Origin of the sequence: Streptomyces sp. NPDC048211 (assembly GCF_043202315.1) — a bacterium.
Taxonomy (GTDB): domain Bacteria; phylum Actinomycetota; class Actinomycetes; order Streptomycetales; family Streptomycetaceae; genus Streptomyces.
This window is the reverse complement of sequence record NZ_JBIDAD010000008.1, coordinates 61493-79292: the sequence shown is the minus strand read 5'-3', so window position 1 is coordinate 79292 and position 17800 is coordinate 61493. Positions and strand designations below refer to the sequence as shown.

Genomic DNA, 17800 nt, shown 5'->3' with positions numbered 1-17800 from the left:
CGGTGCAATTCCACGATTCGATGATCAGTCTCGTAGGCAATACCCCGCTGGTGAGGCTGCGCAGTGTGACGGCCGGCATCCAGGCGACGGTCCTGGCCAAGGTCGAGTACTTCAACCCCGGCGGATCGGTCAAGGACCGGATCGCCCTGCGCATGATCGAGGCCGCCGAACAGAGCGGCGAACTGCGGCCCGGCGGCACGATCGTCGAGCCGACGAGCGGCAACACGGGCGTCGGCCTGGCGATCGTCGCGCAGCAGAAGGGCTACAAGTGCATCTTCGTCTGCCCGGACAAGGTGTCCACGGACAAGATCAACGTTCTGCGCGCCTACGGTGCCGAGGTCGTCGTCTGCCCGACGGCAGTCGACCCCGAGCACCCGGACTCGTACTACAACGTCTCCGACCGGCTGGTCCGTGAGACGCCGGGAGCCTGGAAGCCCGACCAGTACTCCAACCCGAACAACCCGCGCTCCCACTACGAGACCACCGGTCCCGAGCTGTGGGAGCAGACGGACGGGAAGATCACCCACTTCGTGGCGGGCGTCGGTACCGGCGGCACGATCAGCGGCACCGGCCGCTATCTGAAGGAGGCCAGCGGCGGCGCCGTCCAGGTCATCGGCGCGGACCCGGAGGGCTCGGTCTACTCCGGCGGCTCCGGCCGTCCGTATCTGGTCGAGGGCGTCGGCGAGGACTTCTGGCCGTCGGCGTACGACCGGACGGTCACGGACGAGATCGTCGCCGTGTCCGACAAGGACTCCTTCCAGATGACCCGCCGGCTCGCCAAGGAGGAGGGGCTGCTGGTCGGCGGCTCCTGCGGCATGGCCGTCGTGGGCGCTCTGGAGGTCGCGAAGCGGCTCGGGCCCGACGACGTGGTCGTCGTCCTGCTGCCGGACAGCGGCCGCGGCTACCTCAGCAAGATCTTCAACGACGAATGGATGGCCGACTACGGCTTCCTGGAGGACACCGGCCCGTCGGCCCGTGTCGCCGACGTCCTCGACTACAAGGCGGGTCCGATCCCGACGCTCGTCCACATGCACCCGGAGGAGACCGTCGGCGAGGCGATCGACGTGCTGCGCGAGTACGGCGTCTCTCAGATGCCCATCGTGAAGCCCGGCGCCGGCCACCCCGACGTGATGGCCGCCGAGGTCATCGGCTCCGTCGTCGAGCGGGAACTGCTCAACGCGCTCTTCGCCCAGCAGGCCTCGCTCACCGACCCGCTGGAGAAGCACATGTCGCCGCCGCTGCCACAGGTCGGCTCCGGCGAGCCGGTCGAGGACCTGATGGCGGTGCTCGGCGGCACCGGCGCGGCGGACGCGGCGATCGTGCTGGTGGAGGGCAAGCCCAAGGGCGTCGTCAGCCGGCAGGACCTGCTGGCGTTCCTCGCCAAGGACGCGTCGGCCGCGCCCGCCCAGCCGTAGACGGGACGCGAGGCACGCGACGGAACACGCGCTTCGCGAAAACGGTACGAGCACGACACGTACCCGCAGCACCGGCTTAACACGGCTCGGGCAGATTAGTGGGTGTCGGCAGGGAAACCCGCCGGCACCGAAACGGCGACACGGACTACGGAGCGGCTCCCGGACCTCCACCGTCGCCCGGATGCGAGACCGGCCCTGACCCGGACCGCGTCCTTCGCGGGGACCGCCGTCGTCCCGCCCCCTGGGAAACCGGGGGTGCGGCGGTCCCCGCGATATATCTATGCGCGGAGACCGCGCGCACCCTCCTCGTCCCCGCCCGGCACCTGCGGCGCGGCCGCCCAGCTCGCCAGCAGGGCGATGCGCTCCGCCGTCTCCGAACCGGGCTCCGGGGTGTAGACCACCAGGGACTGATCGGGGTCGCCGGGCACGCCGAGCGTCTCGTACGGAAGCGTCAGCCCGCCCACGACCGCGTGGTCGATCCGCTTCACGCCGTACGTCTTCGCCTTCACCTGGTGATCCGCCCACAGCCGGCGGAAGTCCTCGCTCTTCATGGACAGTTCGCCGACCAGGGTGGCGAGCTGCTTGTCATCGGGGTGCAGCCCCGCGTCCAGCCGCAGATACGCGACCGTCTCCGCCGCGACGGCCGGCCAGTCCGGGTACAGCTCCCGGGCCGCCGGTTCCAGGAACGTCTGGCGCGGCATGTTGCGCTCGGCCGCGGGCATCCGGGAGAAGCCGACGAGCGCGTCGGCGAGCGCGTTCCACGCCAGGACGTCCATCCGGCGGCCCAGGATGAAGGCGGGCGCCGGGTCCAGCGTGTCCAGGAGCAGCCGCAGCCCCGGCCGTACCCGCTGCGCGGCGGGGGACGTCGCCCTGCCCGTCCCGGGACGGGCCACCGTGCGCAGGTAGGCGTGCTCCGTCCCGTCCAGCCGGAGCACCCGGGCTATCGCGTCGAGCACGGCGTCGGAGACGCTGGGGCCGCGCCCCTGCTCCAGCCGGATGTAGTAGTCGACGCTCACCCCGGCGAGCTGGGCCACCTCCTCGCGCCGGAGCCCGGGGACGCGCCTGCGGCCGTAGGAGTTCAGCCCCACGTCCTCGGGCTGGATACGTGCTCGTCGTGAGCGGAGGAAGTCTCCGAGGTCGCCGTCCATGCCGCCGATCGTAGAAGACTGGCCGTCTCCCAGCCTGGTACTGCCGGACCCAGGAAAGACGCAGCCCTGGGTAGCCGGCGCGCACCGTCACAGAGTGGAGCCCAGGCCGGGGAAACGCCCCGGCGGCACCCGCATCAAGGAGTCACGGACATGTCGTACGCAACGCTCTCGGGCCGCACCGCCGTCATCACCGGCGCCGCCAGCGGCATGGGGAACGCGACCGCCCGGCTGCTCGCCGCCCAGGGCGTCCGGGTGGCGCTGCTGGCCCGCCGCGCCGAGCGGCTCGAAGAGCTCGCAGCCAAGATCACCGCCGACGGCGGGCAGGCGCTCGTCGTGGCCGCCGACGTCACCGACCAGGCGTCCGTGGACGCCGCCGCCGAGCGGGTGCACACGGAGTTCGGCCCGGTGGACCTGGTGGTCAACGCGGCCGGCGTGATGCTGCCGAACCCCGTGGACGCGGGCCGCGCCGACGAGTGGCAGCGGATGCTCGACACCAACGTGACGGGCGTCCTGCGCATCATCCGGGCCTTCACGGCCGACCTGGTGGCGGCCGCCACCGAGGGCCGCACCGCCGACCTGGTGAACATCTCGTCGATCGGCGCCCACATCACGTTCCCCAACTACGCGGTGTACGGCGCCACGAAGGCCGCGCTCACCTACCTGTCGGCCTCGCTGCGCACCGAGCTCGGGCCGCGCGACGTCCGCGTCACGAACATCGAGCCCGGCCTCACCGACTCCGAACTGGCCGGACACGTCGACAACGCGGAACTCAGCGGCCAGCTCGACGGCATGTTCGACGCGCTCGGCGGGCTCTCCAGCGACGAGATCGCCGACCTGATCGCCTACACGACCAGCCGCGCACGCCACATCAACCTGCGCCAGGTGGTCGTGCTGCCGACCCGCCAGGCGTGAGGCCGGCCGCCCTGGTCAGGCCTCCCAGTCGGACGTCGTCCGCCGCTCGGCCTCCCGGCGTCTGAACAGCCGCCCGCCGTGGGCCGCCTGGACCATGTTGACGCCGACGATGCCGAGCCAGGCCACGACGAGCCCCTCGATCCCCGCGTTCGCGACACCGATGGCGGACAGCGGGATCGCCAGGACCAGCGAGATGATCCCGAACCCGAAGCGCTCACCGAAGTGCCCCAACGGCGCTTCGGGGGCGCGCGCCCCTCGGGCGACGACGATCTGCTGTTCCGCGAGATGCCGCCGGACCCGGCGGTCCAGCGTGCCGTCGAGCCGCTGCTCGACCTTCTCCAGGAACGACTCGACGAGCGCGGACTCGTACTCCGCCCCCAGCTCGCCGCGGGCCTGAAGGGTGGCGTTGAGCTCCTTCTTGAGCTCGGTGTCGGGTGCGTCCATGGTCCTACGGTACGAAGCGGCGGCGGCCGGGTCAGTGGGGCTAACCCCCCGGTTTCCGGGGAAGCCGCGGGCTCCGCCCGGTCCCGGGGGTACCGGGCCACGCGGACCGGCCTGTCCGGACAGGTGCGCCGCGACCGGCTGCATATGGACATGCAGACGCCTTGCTGGCTGAATGGATTCGTCGGTGCCGGTCTCGGCGCGCACGGTCTACGGAGGGGACAGGATGAGCGGGAACAGCCCGGCCGCACGGCTGCAGCAGCTGTTCGAGGGGCACAGGCTCACACCCACCCAGCGCCGCATCGCGCACTCGATGGTGCGCAGGGCCGGCGACGCCCCCTTCCTCTCCAGCGTCGAACTGGCCGAACTGGCCGGGGTCAGCCAGCCCTCCGTCACCCGGTTCGCCGTCGCCCTCGGCTTCGACGGCTATCCCGCGCTGCGCAAGCACCTGCGCGAGGTCGCCCCGGCCGGGGCCGCGGACAGCGGTGCGGAGAACACGTACAACGAGTACCAGCAGGCGGTGCTCGGCGAGATCGAGAACCTGCGCCACCTCGCCGAACTGCTCGCCGACCCGGGACCCGTCGAACGGGCCGGACACCTGCTCGCCGCCTCGCGCCCCCTGCTCGTGCTCGGGCTGCGCGCCGCCTCCTCACAGGCGCGGGGGTTCGGGTACTTCGCCGCCAAGGTGCACCCCGACGTCCGGGTGCTCGACGAGGGCGGCAGCATGCTGCACGACCGGATCGACGCCGCCCGGCGGGCCGGTGCCAGTGCGCTGATCTGCTTCGCGCTGCCCCGCCACCCCCGCGAGGTCGTGGACGCGCTCGGCTACGCGCGGAACCAGGGCCTGACCGTGGTGTCGGTCGCCGACTCCGCCTTCGCCCCCGTGGCCCGGCACAGCGATCTGCTGATCCCGGCCGCCGTGGGGACGGGGCTCGCCTTCGACACCGCCTGCGCGCCGATGCTGCTGGGGCGGGTGCTGCTGGAGGCCATGTGCGACGACCTGCCCGACGCGCAGTCCCGGCTGGAGGAGTTCGACGCGGGGGCGGCGGCCCGGGGCCTGTTCGTCGAGTGACGCGCGGCCCTTGGTGCGGGGTTCCTTGACCTTGCCCGGTCCCCGGGCGGGGGGTTCCGTCCTCAATCGCCGGACGGGCTTGTTGGTGCGGGTGTTCCCGTTGGGTGCGGGGTGCGCCTCTGCCGGGTGGGTGGGGGGCCGGGGCCCCTCCGGGGCGTCTCCTCAAACGACGAACGTTCCGCGGGTACGCGAGGGACCCGGGTCGGTGTTCGTCGTTCTGCGGGGACTCCCCTGCACGGCCCCGGCCCCGACCGCCCTGCGTCTGCGACAGACGCCGGGCCGGTGTACAGACGCAGGCGATGCAGGGTGGGGGCGTGCAGGGGAGTCCCCGCAGGAAATGGCGTACGACCCGGGTCCCTCACGGTCCTGGGTGAACACGCCATTTCTGAGGAGACGCCCCGGAGGGCCCCCACCCCTACCCACCGGGCAAAGGCGCACCCCGCACCCCGCGGAGCACCCGCACCTCTCAAGCCCGTCCGGCGATTGAGGACGGAACCCTCCGCCAGAGGACCGGGCAAGACATAGGACCCGGCCCCGCAGGGGCCCCCGCCTGTCCGGCGATTGAGGACGGAACCCTCCGCCAGGGGATGGGCAAGACATAGGACCCGGCCCCGAAAGGGGCCCCCGTACCGGGATTCTCAGAGATCGCTCATGTACGGCCCCTAATCTGCGCCCACGGAATGGAGCGTCGAGAGGGGTACGGACGTGGGGCGCGGAGCGCAGTCGTTGGCGAGAGTGGCCGTGATCGTACGGGCCGGAGCGGCGCCCATGTGGTGGCCCGGCCTGGTCGCGGCGGCCATCGGGGCACTGGTACCGGGACTCACCGGCCGCCGCATCGGGCTGCTGGCGGGGGCGGCGTTGTTCCTGGTCGCCCTGGCCGTCGTCGCGCTGTCGCGCGGGGGCCGGTACGCCTCGCTCGCCCGGGGTGCGACCAGGGCCGGCCGCACCGACTTCCTCCAGGACCGCGCCGTGACCGTCCGCCACTGGCGCCGGGGACACCGCTGGTGGCTGCTCGGGGCGTTTCTCGCCGCGGTCGCCAGCGCGTTCGCGGTGCCCGGGGCGGGCGGGCTGCTGCTCGCCGGGGCCGGTGCCGGGCTCTGGGTCAAGGCCGTCCGGATCGGGCAGCGGGAGCGCCGGGACGACGTCCTGTACTGGGTCCGTACGGACTGGGTGGGGCGCGGCCGCCCCGCCGGCAAGCAGGTCGAGGCCTACCGGACGACGGGGCCCGCGGCGGGCGACGCCGCGCCGGGCGGGGCGCGGCGCTCACACTGATCCGGGGTCAGATGTCCAGGTCGGCCTCGATCTTCTTCAGCTGGTGGCGGGCCATGGCCAGGTTGGCCCGACTGGCGTCCAGCACCAGGTACAGGAACAGGCCGTTGTTGCCACGGGTCTTGAGCAGCCGGATCAGGTGGTACTGGGTGCCCAGGGTGATCAGGATGTCCTCGATCTCGTCCTGGATGCCGAGGTGTTCCATGGTGCGGAGCTTCGCCCGTACGACGTCGGTGTTGCCCGCGGCCGCGACCTCCAGGTTGAAGTCCTTGCCGCCGCCGAGGGTGCCCAGGGCCATGCCGCTCGTGTAGTCGACGAGGGCGACACCGGTGGTGCCCTCGATGGACGACATCGCTTCCTTCAGTGACGCTTCGGTGTTCGCCATGAGTGCTCGTTTCCTTTCCCTGACCGGTCGTGGCGACCGGTTCCGTTTCTGGGTCGTGCCGGGCTCGTGCGGGGTCATGTCGGGCGGTGAGGCAGGGGGCCACCGGGCTGCTGCGGGGTGCGGGTCACCGGGGCGCGCGGGCCGGGGGCGGGCTGGGGTGCGCGTTCCAGGGCGGCGTCGACGAGCTCACCGATGCGGGAGCCGGACCTGCGGCCTTCAAGATGGAGTCGGCCGACGTTGATCCGGTCCTCGGCGAGCAGGGTCAGCACGGCGGAGGAGCCGGCGGCGTACGTCGCGATGTAGCCCGTCTCGCCGCGTACGAGGAGTTCGCGGAAGCCGCCGCGGCCGGTCGCGTCCGTCATCCGGATCGAGACACCGAGCGCGGCCGCGGTCAGTGCGGCGACGCCCTCCGCCTCCACTCCCGGGGTGTCATGGGCCAGGACGAGGCCGTCGGTGCTGGCCGCCAGGGCGCCGGAGAGGAGCGGAACCCGGGCGCGTAACCGCTGGAGCTCGGCCAGGACATCCTGCACTTCGGCCTCGGGCACCATCAGCTGTCTCCTCCCGGCACGCTGTCTGAGCGCGCGTATCACAGGGCCTCCAATGCGTCTCGGAGCCGGCGCAACAGGGCGACGTCGGGGTCGGCCGTGACCTCGGGGAGCGCGACGCGGTCGGCCGGGTCCGTCGGCTGCCGTACCGCGGCGACCAGACCGGCGGCCGCCAGCCGGCGCAGGTCGACCAGGGTGTGGAACGCCGACCTGCCCAGTTCCTGCGCGATGTCCGTCGCCGTACGCACTCCGTCCACGCGCTCCAGTACGCGGCGCTGGCGGGGCGGGACGGGGGAGTCGGCCGGCCGGCCGGTACGTACGAGCGGGGCGCTGTCGGTCACCGCCTCGGGCCAGATCCGGTCCAGCAGCTCGCGGCGCCGGAGCGTCTCGCGCTGCACGGCGTCCACGGGGACGGGGCGGACCGGGCCGATCCAGTGGGCGACCCCGTAGCGGAAGCGGGCCGGGGTCCGGGTCGGGGCGAGGGCGAAGAACGCCGCGTCGTACAGGGCGCCCAGATGGCACAGCTCCAGGGCGCCACCCGGCACCCGGCCGCTGTCCACGAGGTAGCGCCCCACCCGCTGCCCGGCACCGGCCTGCGCGACCGCGTCCCACCAGCCCTCGCGGTGCAGCGAGCCGCCCCGGGTGAGCAGGACGTCGATGCCGGGGGTGGCCGGGCTCTCGGCGTGCACCACCTTGCCGTCGGCCAGGTAGAGGGTGCCGCGGTCGCGCATCAGGGCGCCGGTGGCCCGTTCGGCGGCGAGGCGCTGGAGCATGGGGGAGAGGGCGGCGGCCGGGGCCGGGGCGTTCGAGGGGGCGGGTGTTCTCATGCCAGGACCAGCCGCTCGGCCATCTCGCCCAGCCGTATCCGGGCCAGGGCCAGATTGCCCTCCGCGCGGTCCAGCCAGAGGTGGAGGAAGACGCTGCTGTCGAAGTCCGTCTCGACGAATCTGAGGATGTGGTACCCGGCACGGGTGGTGACGATGACGTCCTCCACGGGCGGCGTCCCCGTGGCTCCCCCGCCGTCCGCCTCGGGTAAGCCGACCGCGAAGGCGGGCTGTTCGGCCGCCATCCGCGCCACCTCCGCGGTCTCCGCGGCGGTGGCCTCGTGGTCGCCGTTGGGCGAGTCACCGATGGTGCCGAGAGCGAGACCGCTCGTCCAGTCGACCACGGCGGCGCCACGGGCACCGGGCAGTCTCATGACGTCGAGCAGGCACTCGTCGATTCCGGGCACGCGGACTCCCCTCCGACGCTGCGTGCGACTGTGACCCTGAGGTTACGCAACGTGCTCGCTCCAGGTGGAGGTTCTGGCATTTTCCATTGGTACATGCGAGGGGGTTGGGAAAATGCCCCGCCGCGGGCCGGGGGCGGGCAGGCGGCCGACCGGCGGCGATGGTTCCGGATGCTCTCACGCCCCGCCCTGTTGACTGGGGCTATTCAGCCACTCAAGATGTGAATAGAAAATTCACAGTCGCGAGGAGGCATTGCCATGTCAGGACCCCGCCCCGTACGGGCACCGCGCGGTACCGAACTGAGCGCCCTGGGATGGCAGCAGGAAGCCGCCCTGCGCATGCTGCAGAACAACCTCGACCCCGAGGTCGCCGAGCACCCCGACAAGCTCGTCGTCTACGGCGGTACGGGCAAGGCCGCCCGTGACTGGCGCTCGTTCGACGCCATGGTCCGCACGCTGCGGACGCTCAAGCAGGACGAGACGATGCTCGTCCAGTCGGGGCGTCCGGTCGGCGTCATGCAGACGCACGAGTGGGCGCCGCGGGTCCTGATCGCCAACTCCAACCTGGTCGGCGACTGGGCGAACTGGGAGGAGTTCCGCCGCCTGGAGGCGCTCGGGCTCACCATGTACGGCCAGATGACCGCCGGCTCGTGGATCTACATCGGTACGCAGGGCATCCTCCAGGGCACCTACGAGACGTTCGCGGCCGTCGCCGCGAAGAAGTTCGGCGGCACGCTGGCCGGGACGATCACGCTGACCGCCGGGCTCGGCGGCATGGGCGGCGCCCAGCCGCTCGCCGTCACCATGAACGACGGCGTCGCGATCTGTATCGACTGCGACCCGCGCGCCATCGAGCGCCGCATCGAGCACCGCTTCCTGGATGTGCGGGCGGACAGCCTGGAGCACGCGCTCCAGCTGGCCACCGAGGCGAGGGACGCGCGCAGGCCGCTCTCCATCGGGCTGCTCGGCAACGCCGCGGAGCTCTTGCCCCGGATGCTCGCCGAGGGTGCCCCGGTCGACATCGTCACCGACCAGACCAGTGCGCACGACCCGCTGGCCTACCTCCCGCTCGGCGTCGACTTCGACGACATGGCCGCGTACGCCGCCGAGAAGCCCGCCGACTTCACCCAGCGCGCCCGCGAGTCGATGGCCCGGCACGTCGAGGCGATGGTCGGCTTCATGGACGCCGGTGCCGAGGTCTTCGACTACGGCAACTCGATCCGAGGAGAGGCCCAGCTCGCCGGGTACGAGCGGGCCTTCGACTTCCCCGGCTTCGTGCCCGCCTACATCCGGCCGCTGTTCTGCGAGGGCAAGGGACCGTTCCGCTGGGCGGCGCTCTCCGGTGAGGCGTCCGACATCCACAAGACGGACAAGGCGATGCTCGAACTCTTCCCGGAGAACGAGTCGCTGCACCGCTGGATCAAGATGGCCGGCGAGCGCGTCCACTTCCAGGGCCTGCCCGCCCGCATCTGCTGGCTCGGCCAGGGCGAGCGCGACAAGGCCGGTGAGCGCTTCAACGACATGGTCGCCGCCGGCGAGCTGGTCGCCCCGCTGGCCATCGGCCGCGACCACCTGGACTGCGGCTCCGTCGCCTCGCCGTACCGCGAGACCGAGGCCATGCTCGACGGATCCGACGCGATCGCCGACTGGCCGCTGCTGAACGCCATGGTCAACGTGGCGTCCGGCGCCTCCTGGGTCTCCATCCACCACGGCGGCGGTGTCGGCATGGGCCGCTCCATCCACGCGGGGCAGGTCACCGTCGCCGACGGTACGAAGCTGGCGGGCGAGAAGATCCGCCGCGTGCTCACCAACGACCCGGGCATGGGCGTCATCCGGCACGTCGACGCCGGGTACGACATCGCGGAGTCGGTCGCCACGGAGCGCGGGGTCAGGGTCCCGATGCGCGAGGGCGGCCCGGACGAGGGAGCCGGCACGGGCGACGCGTCCGGCACGGGCGGGACCGCCGCGTGAGCCCCACCTTCCACGCCATGTGGGCCTCGTTGCGGAACATCGGCCGCAACGCCGAGTCCGGTGGCTACCGGCGCTACGCATGGACCGGGGCCGACGCCGACTGCCGTCTCTGGTTCCGGATGCAGGCCGAGGCCCGGGGGCTGTTCCTGGAGACCGATCGCAACGGCAACCAGTGGGCCTGGCTCGGCGACCCCCTCGCGGGGGACGCCGTCGTCACCGGCTCGCACCTCGACTCCGTGCCCGACGGCGGAGCCTTCGACGGGCCGCTCGGCGTCGTCTCCTCCTTCGCCGCGCTCGACGAACTCCGCTGCAGGGGAGCGGAGTTCACCCGACCGCTGGCCATCACCAACTTCGGTGACGAGGAGGGGGCCCGCTTCGGCCTCGCCTGCGTCGGCTCCCGGCTCGCCGCCGGGCAGCTGACCACCGAGGCCGCGCACCGGCTGCGCGACGGGGACGGCGTCACGCTGCCCCGGGCCATGGAGGCCGCCGGGTACGACCCCGACGCCATCGGACCGGACCCCGAACGGCTCGCCCGGATCGGTGCGTTCGTCGAGCTCCACGTCGAGCAGGGCCGTGCCCTCGACCTCACCGGCGACCCGGTCGGCATCGCCTCCGCCATCTGGCCGCACGGACGCTGGCGGTTCGACTTCCGGGGCGAGGCCAACCACGCGGGCACCACCCGGCTCGTCGACCGCCGCGACCCGATGCTCACCTACGCGGAGACCGTGCTCGCGGCCCGCCGGGAGGCGGAACTGACCGGAGCGCTCGCCACCTTCGGCAAGATCGCCGTCGAGCCGAACGGCGTCAACGCCATCCCCTCCCTCGTGCGCGGCTGGCTCGACTCCCGCGCTGCCGACCAGGACACCCTGGACACGGTCGTCGCCGCCATCGAAGCGGCCGCCCGGGACCACGCCGAGCAGGCCGGTATCGACCTCGACGTCGTACGGGAGTCCTTCACGCCCGTCGTGGAGTTCCAGCACGCCCTCCGTGACGAGCTGGGCGCGCTCCTCAAGGGCTCCGCCATCCGGGACACCGGGCGCGACGTCCCCGTGCTCGGCACCGGAGCCGGACACGACGCGGGTATTTTGTCCGCTTCGGTCCCTACCGCCATGCTGTTCGTACGGAACCCCACCGGGATCTCGCACTCGCCGGCCGAGTACGCCGCCGAGGACGACTGCGTGGCCGGGGTGATCGCACTCGCCGACGTACTGGAAGGTCTCGCGTGCCGATGACGACGAAAGCGACGGAAGCGACGGGCAGGCCCGTCACCGCGACGTACTGGCTGTCCCACGCCTGGCTCGGCACCCATGTCGAACCGGACGTCGTCCTGGAGGTGGCCGGCGGGCGGATCGCCGGGGTGCGGACCGGCGTCGACGCCCCGCCTCCCGGCGCGACCGTGCTGCGCGGGCTCACCCTGCCCGGTCTCGCCAACACCCACTCGCACGCCTTCCACCGCGCCCTGCGCTCGACCGTCCAGGTCGGCTCCGGCACCTTCTGGACCTGGCGCGAGATCATGTACCAGGTCGCGTCCCGGCTCACCCCCGACACGTACTACGACCTGGCCCGCGCCGTGTACGCCGAGATGGCGCTGGCCGGCATCACCGCGGTCGGTGAATTCCACTATCTGCACCACGGACCCGGGGGCGTCCCCTACGACGACCCGAACGCGATGGGGGAGGCCCTGATCGCGGCCGCGCGCGAGGCCGGCATCCGGATCACCCTGCTGGACACCGCCTACCTCGCCGCCGGCTTCGGCCGCCGGCCCTCCCAGTACCAGACGCCCGACCGGCACCAGCAGCGCTTCTCGGACACCACCGCCGACGCCTGGGCCGAGCGTGCCTCCCTCCTCAAGGGCGACGAACACACCCTGATCGGCGCCGCCGTCCACTCGGTGCGGGCCGTCCCCGCCGACCAGCTCGCCACCGTCGCCCAGTGGGCCGAGGAACGGCAGGCGCCGCTCCATGTCCACCTCTCCGAACAGACCGCGGAGAACGACGCCTGCCTCGCCACCCACGGCCGGACCCCCACCCGGCTCCTCGCCGACCACGGCGTGCTCGGCCCCCGCACCACCGGCGTCCACAACACACACCTGACCGGCGAGGACATCGAGCTCATCGGCTCGACGAGCACCGGCACCTGTATGTGTCCGACCACCGAACGCGACCTGGCCGACGGCATCGGCCCCGCGGTCGCCCTCCAGCGCGCCGGATCGCCGCTCTCGCTGGGCAGCGACAGCCATGCCGTGATCGACCTGTTCGAAGAGGCCCGCGCGATGGAGCTCAACGAGCGCCTGCGCACCCGGACCCGCGGCCACTGGACGGCCGCCGCACTGCTGCGCGCCGCCTCCGCCGACGGCCACGCCGCACTCGGCCGGCCGGAGGCGGGCGTCCTGGAACCGGGCGCCCCTGCCGACCTCGTGACCATCGCGCTCGACTCCGTCAGGACGGCGGGACCTGTGCCCCGGCTGGCAGCCGAGACAGCGGTATTCGCCGCCTCCGCAGCCGATGTGCGCCACACCGTGGTGGCGGGGCGGCACATCGTCCGCGACGGACACCACGAGCTGGTCGGTGACGTCCCCGGAGCGCTCGCCCGGGCCATCGCGGCCCTGCACCACTGAGCAGGCCCGCACCACGGAGCGGCCCCGCACCACCGAGCAGGCCCGCGTCACCGAGCACCGAGGCGCAGGCCCCTCCACCGCCCACCCGCAAGGAGAGCAGCCCCCCGATGACGACGACCGCCCTCACCCACATCTCCGCACTGGTCACCAACGACCCCTCCCTCGGTGACAGTTCCCCCCTCGGACTGATCCAGGACGCGGCCGTCGTCATCGAGGGCGACCGGGTCGTCTGGACCGGTGAATCAAGCAAAGCACCCGCCACTGACAACGCCGTCGACGCGGGCGGCCGGGCCGTGATCCCCGGCTTCGTCGACTCCCACTCCCACCTGGTCTTCGCGGGCGACCGCACCCAGGAGTTCAACGCCCGGATGTCCGGCCGTGCCTACAGCGCGGGCGGGATCAGGACCACCGTGGCCGCCACCCGCGCGGCCACCGACGACGCGCTCTCCGCCAACGTCGCCCGCTACCTCGCCGAGGCACTGCGGCAGGGCACCACGACCTTCGAGACCAAGTCCGGTTACGGCCTCACCGTCGAGGACGAGGCCCGGGCCCTGCGCATCGCGGCCCGTCACACCGACGAGGTCACCTTCCTCGGCGCCCACATCGTCTCCCCGGACTACGCGGACGACCCGGCCGGCTACGTCGACCTGGTCACCGGTCCGATGCTCGACGCCTGCGCCCCGTACGCGCGCTGGATCGACGTCTTCTGCGAGAAGGGCGCGTTCGACGGCGACCAGGCCCGGGCGATCCTGACCGCGGGCCGCGCCAAGGGCCTCCACCCCCGGGTCCACGCCAACCAGCTCGGGCACGGTCCCGGCGTCCAGCTCGCCGTCGAGCTCGATGCCGCGTCCGCCGACCACTGCACCCACCTCACCGACGCCGACATCGACGCCTTGGCGGGGTCGGAGACCGTCGCCACGCTGCTCCCGGGAGCCGAGTTCTCCACCCGGGCAGCCTGGCCCGACGCCCGACGCCTCCTCGACGCGGGCGCCACCGTCGCACTCTCCACGGACTGCAACCCGGGCTCCTCGTTCACCTCGTCCGTCCCCTTCTGTATCGCCCTCGCCGTGCGCGACATGGGGATGACCCCCGACGAGGCGCTCTGGTCCGCCACGGCGGGCGGTGCGGCGGCCCTGCGCCGCGACGACGTCGGCCGGATCGCCGTCGGCGCCCGCGCCGACCTGGTGGTCCTCGATGCCCCCAGCCACGTCCACCTCGCCTACCGGCCGGGCGTACCGCTGGTCCACGAGGTCTGGCGGCGCGGCGAGCGGGTCGTGACACCGCGCAGCGGGTGACCGGGGCGGCCGGAGAAGGCCGGTCGTGATGCCGCGCAACGGGTGACCGGAGCCGGAGAAGGCCGGTCGTGACACCGCGCAACGGGTGACCGTGCCCGCAGAACGCGGAAGGACCTGCCCCTCGGCGGGGCAGGTCCTTGGTCCGGCAGTCGCCGGGCAGTCCCCGCACGCGTGTTGCGGGGTGCCCGCTCATTCCTCCAGGGTCAGTCCCTTGCGGAGCTTGACCAAGGTGCGGGAGAGCAGCCGGGACACGTGCATCTGCGAGATGCCGAGCTCCTCGCCGATCTCCGACTGCGTCATGTTGGCGACGAACCGGAGCGAGAGGATCGTCCGGTCGCGGCCCGGCAGCGAGGCGATCAGCGGCTTCAGGGACTCGACGTACTCGATGCCTTCGAGCCCGTGGTCCTCGTAGCCGAGCCGGTCGGCCAGCGCGCCCTCGTTCTCGTCCTCCTCGGGCTTGGCGTCCAGCGAGCTCGCGGTGTACGCGTTGCTCGCGGCCATGCCCTCGACGACCTCGTCGTGGGTGATGCCGAGGCGGTCGGCGAGCTCGCCCACAGTGGGCGAACGGTCCAGCTGCTGGGCGAGCTCGTCACCCGCCTTGGCCAGGTCGAGCCGCAGCTCCTGAAGGCGGCGCGGGACGCGCACGGACCAGCTGGTGTCGCGGAAGAAGCGCTTGATCTCGCCGATGATGGTCGGCATCGCGAAGGTCGGGAACTCGACGCCCCGGCTGAGTTCGAACCGGTCGATCGCCTTGATCAGGCCGATGGTGCCGACCTGGATGATGTCCTCCATCGGTTCGCTGCGCGAGCGGAACCGGGAGGCGGCGAACTTGACCAGGGCCAGATTCAGTTCGACGAGCGTGTTGCGTACGTAGGAGTACTCGTGCGTGCCCTCTTCGAGGGATTCCAGCCGGGCGAAGAGCGTCTTCGACAAGGCCCTGGCATCCAGCGGCCCCACTTCGGAGTAGGGCGGGATCTCGGGAAGTCCTTCGAGACCGGTCACGCCTTCGGTGCTGCGGTTGTCTTCGGTACTGCTGGTGTCACTGCCACTGCTGGTGGTGCTGTTGCGCGTGCCGTCCAGGACGGCCGCAGCAGGGGAGTCTGATTCGGTCAGTCCCTGAGGACATGCTGACGTCGCGTTGCGGGTACGCGCTTCGTCGAGCCGGGGTGACATGGTCTCCTCCATCGTTCTCGGCATATGGCTGCCGATGCCCATACGTGTTCCTGCGGTGAAGCGGCGCCTCCAAAGCCGGCCGTGTTTTGGGTGTCCCCCTACCCTTACCCGGTTCCTGCAGGTCGTTACAACCGCCAATTGACGCTATATGTCCGCTTTGTTGAGTTCTTCGGCTACCGCGTGGCGCACGAAACGCGTACTGTTTTAGGAACGTCAGCGACAGCTGCAACGCATCTGCATGCGCATTGATGCAGACAGTGACGACGCGAAGAGGGACGGGCATGGACCGCGGGACGGTCGGCAGCGCGAACCGGGGTCGGCTTCAGGTCGAGGTCCGGACCGAGGGCCGCAGTGAGGTTGTCACGCCGGTGGGTGAGCTGGATCACCACACGGCGGACCTGCTGCGCGAGCCCTTGGAGTACGCGGTCGAGCAAGGGCGTGTGCGTCTGGTGGTCGACTGCTCGCAGCTCGAATTCTGTGATTCGACCGGGCTGAACGTGCTGCTCGGTGCCCGCCTCAAGGCGGAGGCGGCCGGGGGAGGGGTCCATTTGGCCGGAATGCTGCCGGTGGTGGCGCGGGTCTTCGAGATCACCGGGGCCGAGGCGGTATTCACCGTCCACGACTCCCTCGAAGAGGCCCTGGACACCTGATCGTGCCGCGTTTCGACGCCTCGGGTGCCCCTTCTGTCGCCCGTGTCACGCGTTCCGTGTAGGCGGAGTGGGTGTTGTCACGATTCGGCCGGGCAGGAGACACCCCGGCGGGCCTTATAAGACCTGCACACTGCGTGTCTGTGCGGTAGCTGTATCAGTGTCCGTATCAGTATTCGTATCTGTATCTGTTCGATGGCGACCTGGTGAATCGGTGAGGTGAAGCGCTGATGAGCACCACCCGGCAGCATCCGCCGGGCGACCTCGGCCGCGAGCCGGAGGGCGCAGGCGTGGGTGCACGCGCCGACGCGGGCTTGCGCGCGGACGCGCGTCCCGGCGTTCCCTCCGCCGCGCACGTGGAGTCCGCGGAGCGGCAGTGGCGCACGCTGTCGCTGCGAGAGGCCACCGGCATCGTGCCGACGGCCCGCGATTTCGCCCGTGAGGCGCTCCATGACTGGGGCTGGCTCCCCGCCTCGACCGCCGACCGCCGTGCCGCCGCCGAGGACGTCCTGCTGGTCGTCTCCGAGCTGGTCACCAACGCGTGCCTGCACGCGGACGGTCCTGACGAGCTCCGCATCGCCTGCACGCCGAAGGCGCTGAGGGTGGAGGTCACCGACAACGGCGCGGGACAGCCCGCGCCCCGCACCCCCCACCGGGCGGGACGGCCCGGCGGGCACGGCATGTTCATCGTGCAGCGGCTCTGCCTGGACTGGGGAGTCGTACGGGTGCCGGGTGAGCCCGGCAAGACCGTCTGGGCGGAGCTGGCCGCCCCCGTATAGCCCCCACGCAGGTTTTCCCTGCTCGTCCCCCCGGGTTCGTGGACCCCTCGAAGAGCGCGCCGGATCGGCGCGCTCTTTGTCTTCCCTCCACAAGGCCCCGGGCGTACCTTGAGCGCCCAATCTGATGTGTCGTCAGTTATGTGTGCCGCGCGAAGCGGCGCTCGGCGACTCCCGGCATGAGGGGAACTCTAGGTGTCGTACCAGAAGCGAACAGCTCTCGCGCTGGCGTCAGGGCTGGCGGGCGCGGTGGTGCTGCTGGTCGCGCCCGCCGCCCACGCGACGGTCGTCGACGTCAACTACAAGTGCAAGACCCCGATCGGTGACAAGGCCGCCGTCTCGCCCATCGACATCAAGAGTGTCAAGAGCGGCAGCGGCTACAAGCTCACCATGTCCTTCCAGAAGGGGGTCTCCTCCAGCCCGGTCGAACTGGGTAAAGGGGCGATGAACCCCAGCGCCGTGATCAAGGTGGGCGGCGCCGACCCGGGACAGGTCCAGGTCTCCGGTCCGGCCAACGCGGCGGCCATCCCCGCCAACAGCCCCATCAAGATCAACGATCTGTCGGGGACGTACACCCCGAAGAAGAGCGGCAAGGTCGACTTCACCGCCGGGGTGCTCACCATCAAGGCACTCGGTACGACGACGACCTGCACCCCGTCGAACAATCCGGGCCCCTCGCTCTCCCTCGACGTCACCGCGGCTGGCGGGGGGACGAGCGGCGGCGCGAGCGCGTCGGGCGGCAGCGACTCGCTGCCCAAGACCGGCCCGCTGGACTCGGCGGTGGCGCTCGGCACCCTCGGCGGCACGGTGCTGCTGACCGGTGCGGCCGGCGTGCTGTGGCTGACCAGGCGGGGACAGCGGGCCGCGGGCTGACCCCCCGCGCGAACCGCCGCCGCCGTCACGCAC

At 71.8% G+C, this 17800-nt stretch carries 18 protein-coding genes; 11 read left to right on the top strand and 7 right to left on the bottom strand.

The window, feature by feature from the left end:
* Positions 1-2: 2 nt before the first annotated feature.
* Positions 3-1415 (top strand): cystathionine beta-synthase, encoded by a 1413-nt coding sequence (locus ACGFZA_RS27180; RefSeq protein WP_385285393.1) that lies wholly within the window; start codon positions 3-5, stop codon positions 1413-1415.
* A gap of 278 nt (positions 1416-1693) precedes the next feature.
* Here the strand turns inward: ACGFZA_RS27180 and ACGFZA_RS27175 are convergent, their stop codons facing one another.
* Positions 1694-2563, bottom strand: a complete 870-nt coding sequence (locus tag ACGFZA_RS27175; RefSeq protein ID WP_385285395.1) for a helix-turn-helix transcriptional regulator — start codon at positions 2561-2563, stop codon at positions 1694-1696.
* A gap of 150 nt (positions 2564-2713) precedes the next feature.
* On the opposite strand from ACGFZA_RS27175, the gene ACGFZA_RS27170 reads away from it, so the two are divergent.
* The gene (locus tag ACGFZA_RS27170; protein ID WP_385285397.1) at positions 2714-3475 is read left to right on the top strand and encodes an SDR family oxidoreductase; all 762 of its coding nucleotides are present in this window, start codon (positions 2714-2716) and stop codon (positions 3473-3475) included.
* Positions 3476-3490: 15 nt separating this feature from the next.
* On the opposite strand, the gene ACGFZA_RS27165 is transcribed toward ACGFZA_RS27170, so the two are convergent.
* Positions 3491-3919, bottom strand: coding sequence for a hypothetical protein (locus ACGFZA_RS27165; RefSeq protein WP_385285399.1), 429 nt, complete (start codon positions 3917-3919; stop codon positions 3491-3493).
* A 223-nt stretch (positions 3920-4142) separates the two neighbouring features.
* On the opposite strand from ACGFZA_RS27165, the gene ACGFZA_RS27160 reads away from it, so the two are divergent.
* Both ACGFZA_RS27160 and ACGFZA_RS27155 read left to right on the top strand, forming a co-directional pair.
* Complete coding sequence (locus tag ACGFZA_RS27160) at positions 4143-4988, top strand: MurR/RpiR family transcriptional regulator (protein WP_385285401.1); 846 nt, start codon at positions 4143-4145, stop codon at positions 4986-4988.
* A 735-nt stretch (positions 4989-5723) separates the two neighbouring features.
* Complete coding sequence (locus tag ACGFZA_RS27155) at positions 5724-6260, top strand: hypothetical protein (protein ID WP_393682480.1); 537 nt, start codon at positions 5724-5726, stop codon at positions 6258-6260.
* Positions 6261-6267: 7 nt separating this feature from the next.
* Here ACGFZA_RS27155 and ACGFZA_RS27150 read toward each other — a convergent pair whose 3' ends face one another.
* From ACGFZA_RS27150 to ACGFZA_RS27135, 4 genes are all read right to left on the bottom strand, one after another.
* Positions 6268-6642 carry a hypothetical protein gene (locus ACGFZA_RS27150; protein ID WP_385285177.1) on the bottom strand — a complete coding sequence of 125 codons (375 nt, stop codon included), beginning with the start codon at positions 6640-6642 and terminating at the stop codon, positions 6268-6270.
* Between the two features lie 74 nt (positions 6643-6716).
* Entirely contained in the window at positions 6717-7190 is a 474-nt protein-coding gene (locus tag ACGFZA_RS27145) for a roadblock/LC7 domain-containing protein (RefSeq protein WP_385285175.1), read from the bottom strand.
* 38 nt (positions 7191-7228) lie between these two features.
* The gene (locus ACGFZA_RS27140; RefSeq protein ID WP_385285173.1) at positions 7229-8014 is read right to left on the bottom strand and encodes a transcriptional regulator; all 786 of its coding nucleotides are present in this window, start codon (positions 8012-8014) and stop codon (positions 7229-7231) included.
* A complete protein-coding gene (locus tag ACGFZA_RS27135) occupies positions 8011-8418 on the bottom strand; it encodes a hypothetical protein (protein ID WP_393682477.1) in 408 nt (135 codons plus the stop codon). Before ACGFZA_RS27135 ends, ACGFZA_RS27140 begins: the two co-directional genes overlap by 4 nt.
* A gap of 255 nt (positions 8419-8673) precedes the next feature.
* Between ACGFZA_RS27135 and hutU the strand changes: the two genes are divergently transcribed.
* From hutU to hutI, 4 genes are all read left to right on the top strand, one after another.
* The gene (hutU, locus tag ACGFZA_RS27130) at positions 8674-10386 is read left to right on the top strand and encodes a urocanate hydratase (protein WP_385285169.1); all 1713 of its coding nucleotides are present in this window, start codon (positions 8674-8676) and stop codon (positions 10384-10386) included.
* 17 nt (positions 10387-10403) lie between these two features.
* On the top strand, positions 10404-11618 hold the full coding sequence (locus ACGFZA_RS27125; RefSeq protein WP_393682882.1) for an allantoate amidohydrolase: 1215 nt from the start codon (positions 10404-10406) through the stop codon (positions 11616-11618).
* On the top strand, positions 11615-13003 hold the full coding sequence (locus tag ACGFZA_RS27120; protein ID WP_385285167.1) for a formimidoylglutamate deiminase: 1389 nt from the start codon (positions 11615-11617) through the stop codon (positions 13001-13003). The genes ACGFZA_RS27125 and ACGFZA_RS27120 overlap by 4 nt, the downstream gene beginning before the upstream one ends.
* Positions 13004-13110: 107 nt before the next feature.
* Complete coding sequence (gene hutI, locus ACGFZA_RS27115; RefSeq protein ID WP_393682473.1) at positions 13111-14298, top strand: imidazolonepropionase; 1188 nt, start codon at positions 13111-13113, stop codon at positions 14296-14298.
* Between the two features lie 189 nt (positions 14299-14487).
* On the opposite strand, the gene ACGFZA_RS27110 is transcribed toward hutI, so the two are convergent.
* On the bottom strand, positions 14488-15471 hold the full coding sequence (locus ACGFZA_RS27110) for an RNA polymerase sigma factor SigF (protein ID WP_393682880.1): 984 nt from the start codon (positions 15469-15471) through the stop codon (positions 14488-14490).
* A 281-nt stretch (positions 15472-15752) separates the two neighbouring features.
* Between ACGFZA_RS27110 and ACGFZA_RS27105 the strand changes: the two genes are divergently transcribed.
* From ACGFZA_RS27105 to ACGFZA_RS27095, 3 genes are all read left to right on the top strand, one after another.
* Positions 15753-16121, top strand: a complete 369-nt coding sequence (locus ACGFZA_RS27105; RefSeq protein ID WP_393682471.1) for an STAS domain-containing protein — start codon at positions 15753-15755, stop codon at positions 16119-16121.
* A 227-nt stretch (positions 16122-16348) separates the two neighbouring features.
* On the top strand, positions 16349-16897 hold the full coding sequence (locus ACGFZA_RS27100) for an ATP-binding protein (protein WP_393682469.1): 549 nt from the start codon (positions 16349-16351) through the stop codon (positions 16895-16897).
* Positions 16898-17089: 192 nt separating this feature from the next.
* The gene (locus tag ACGFZA_RS27095; RefSeq protein ID WP_393682467.1) at positions 17090-17767 is read left to right on the top strand and encodes a peptidase; all 678 of its coding nucleotides are present in this window, start codon (positions 17090-17092) and stop codon (positions 17765-17767) included.
* Positions 17768-17800: the final 33 nt, after the last annotated feature.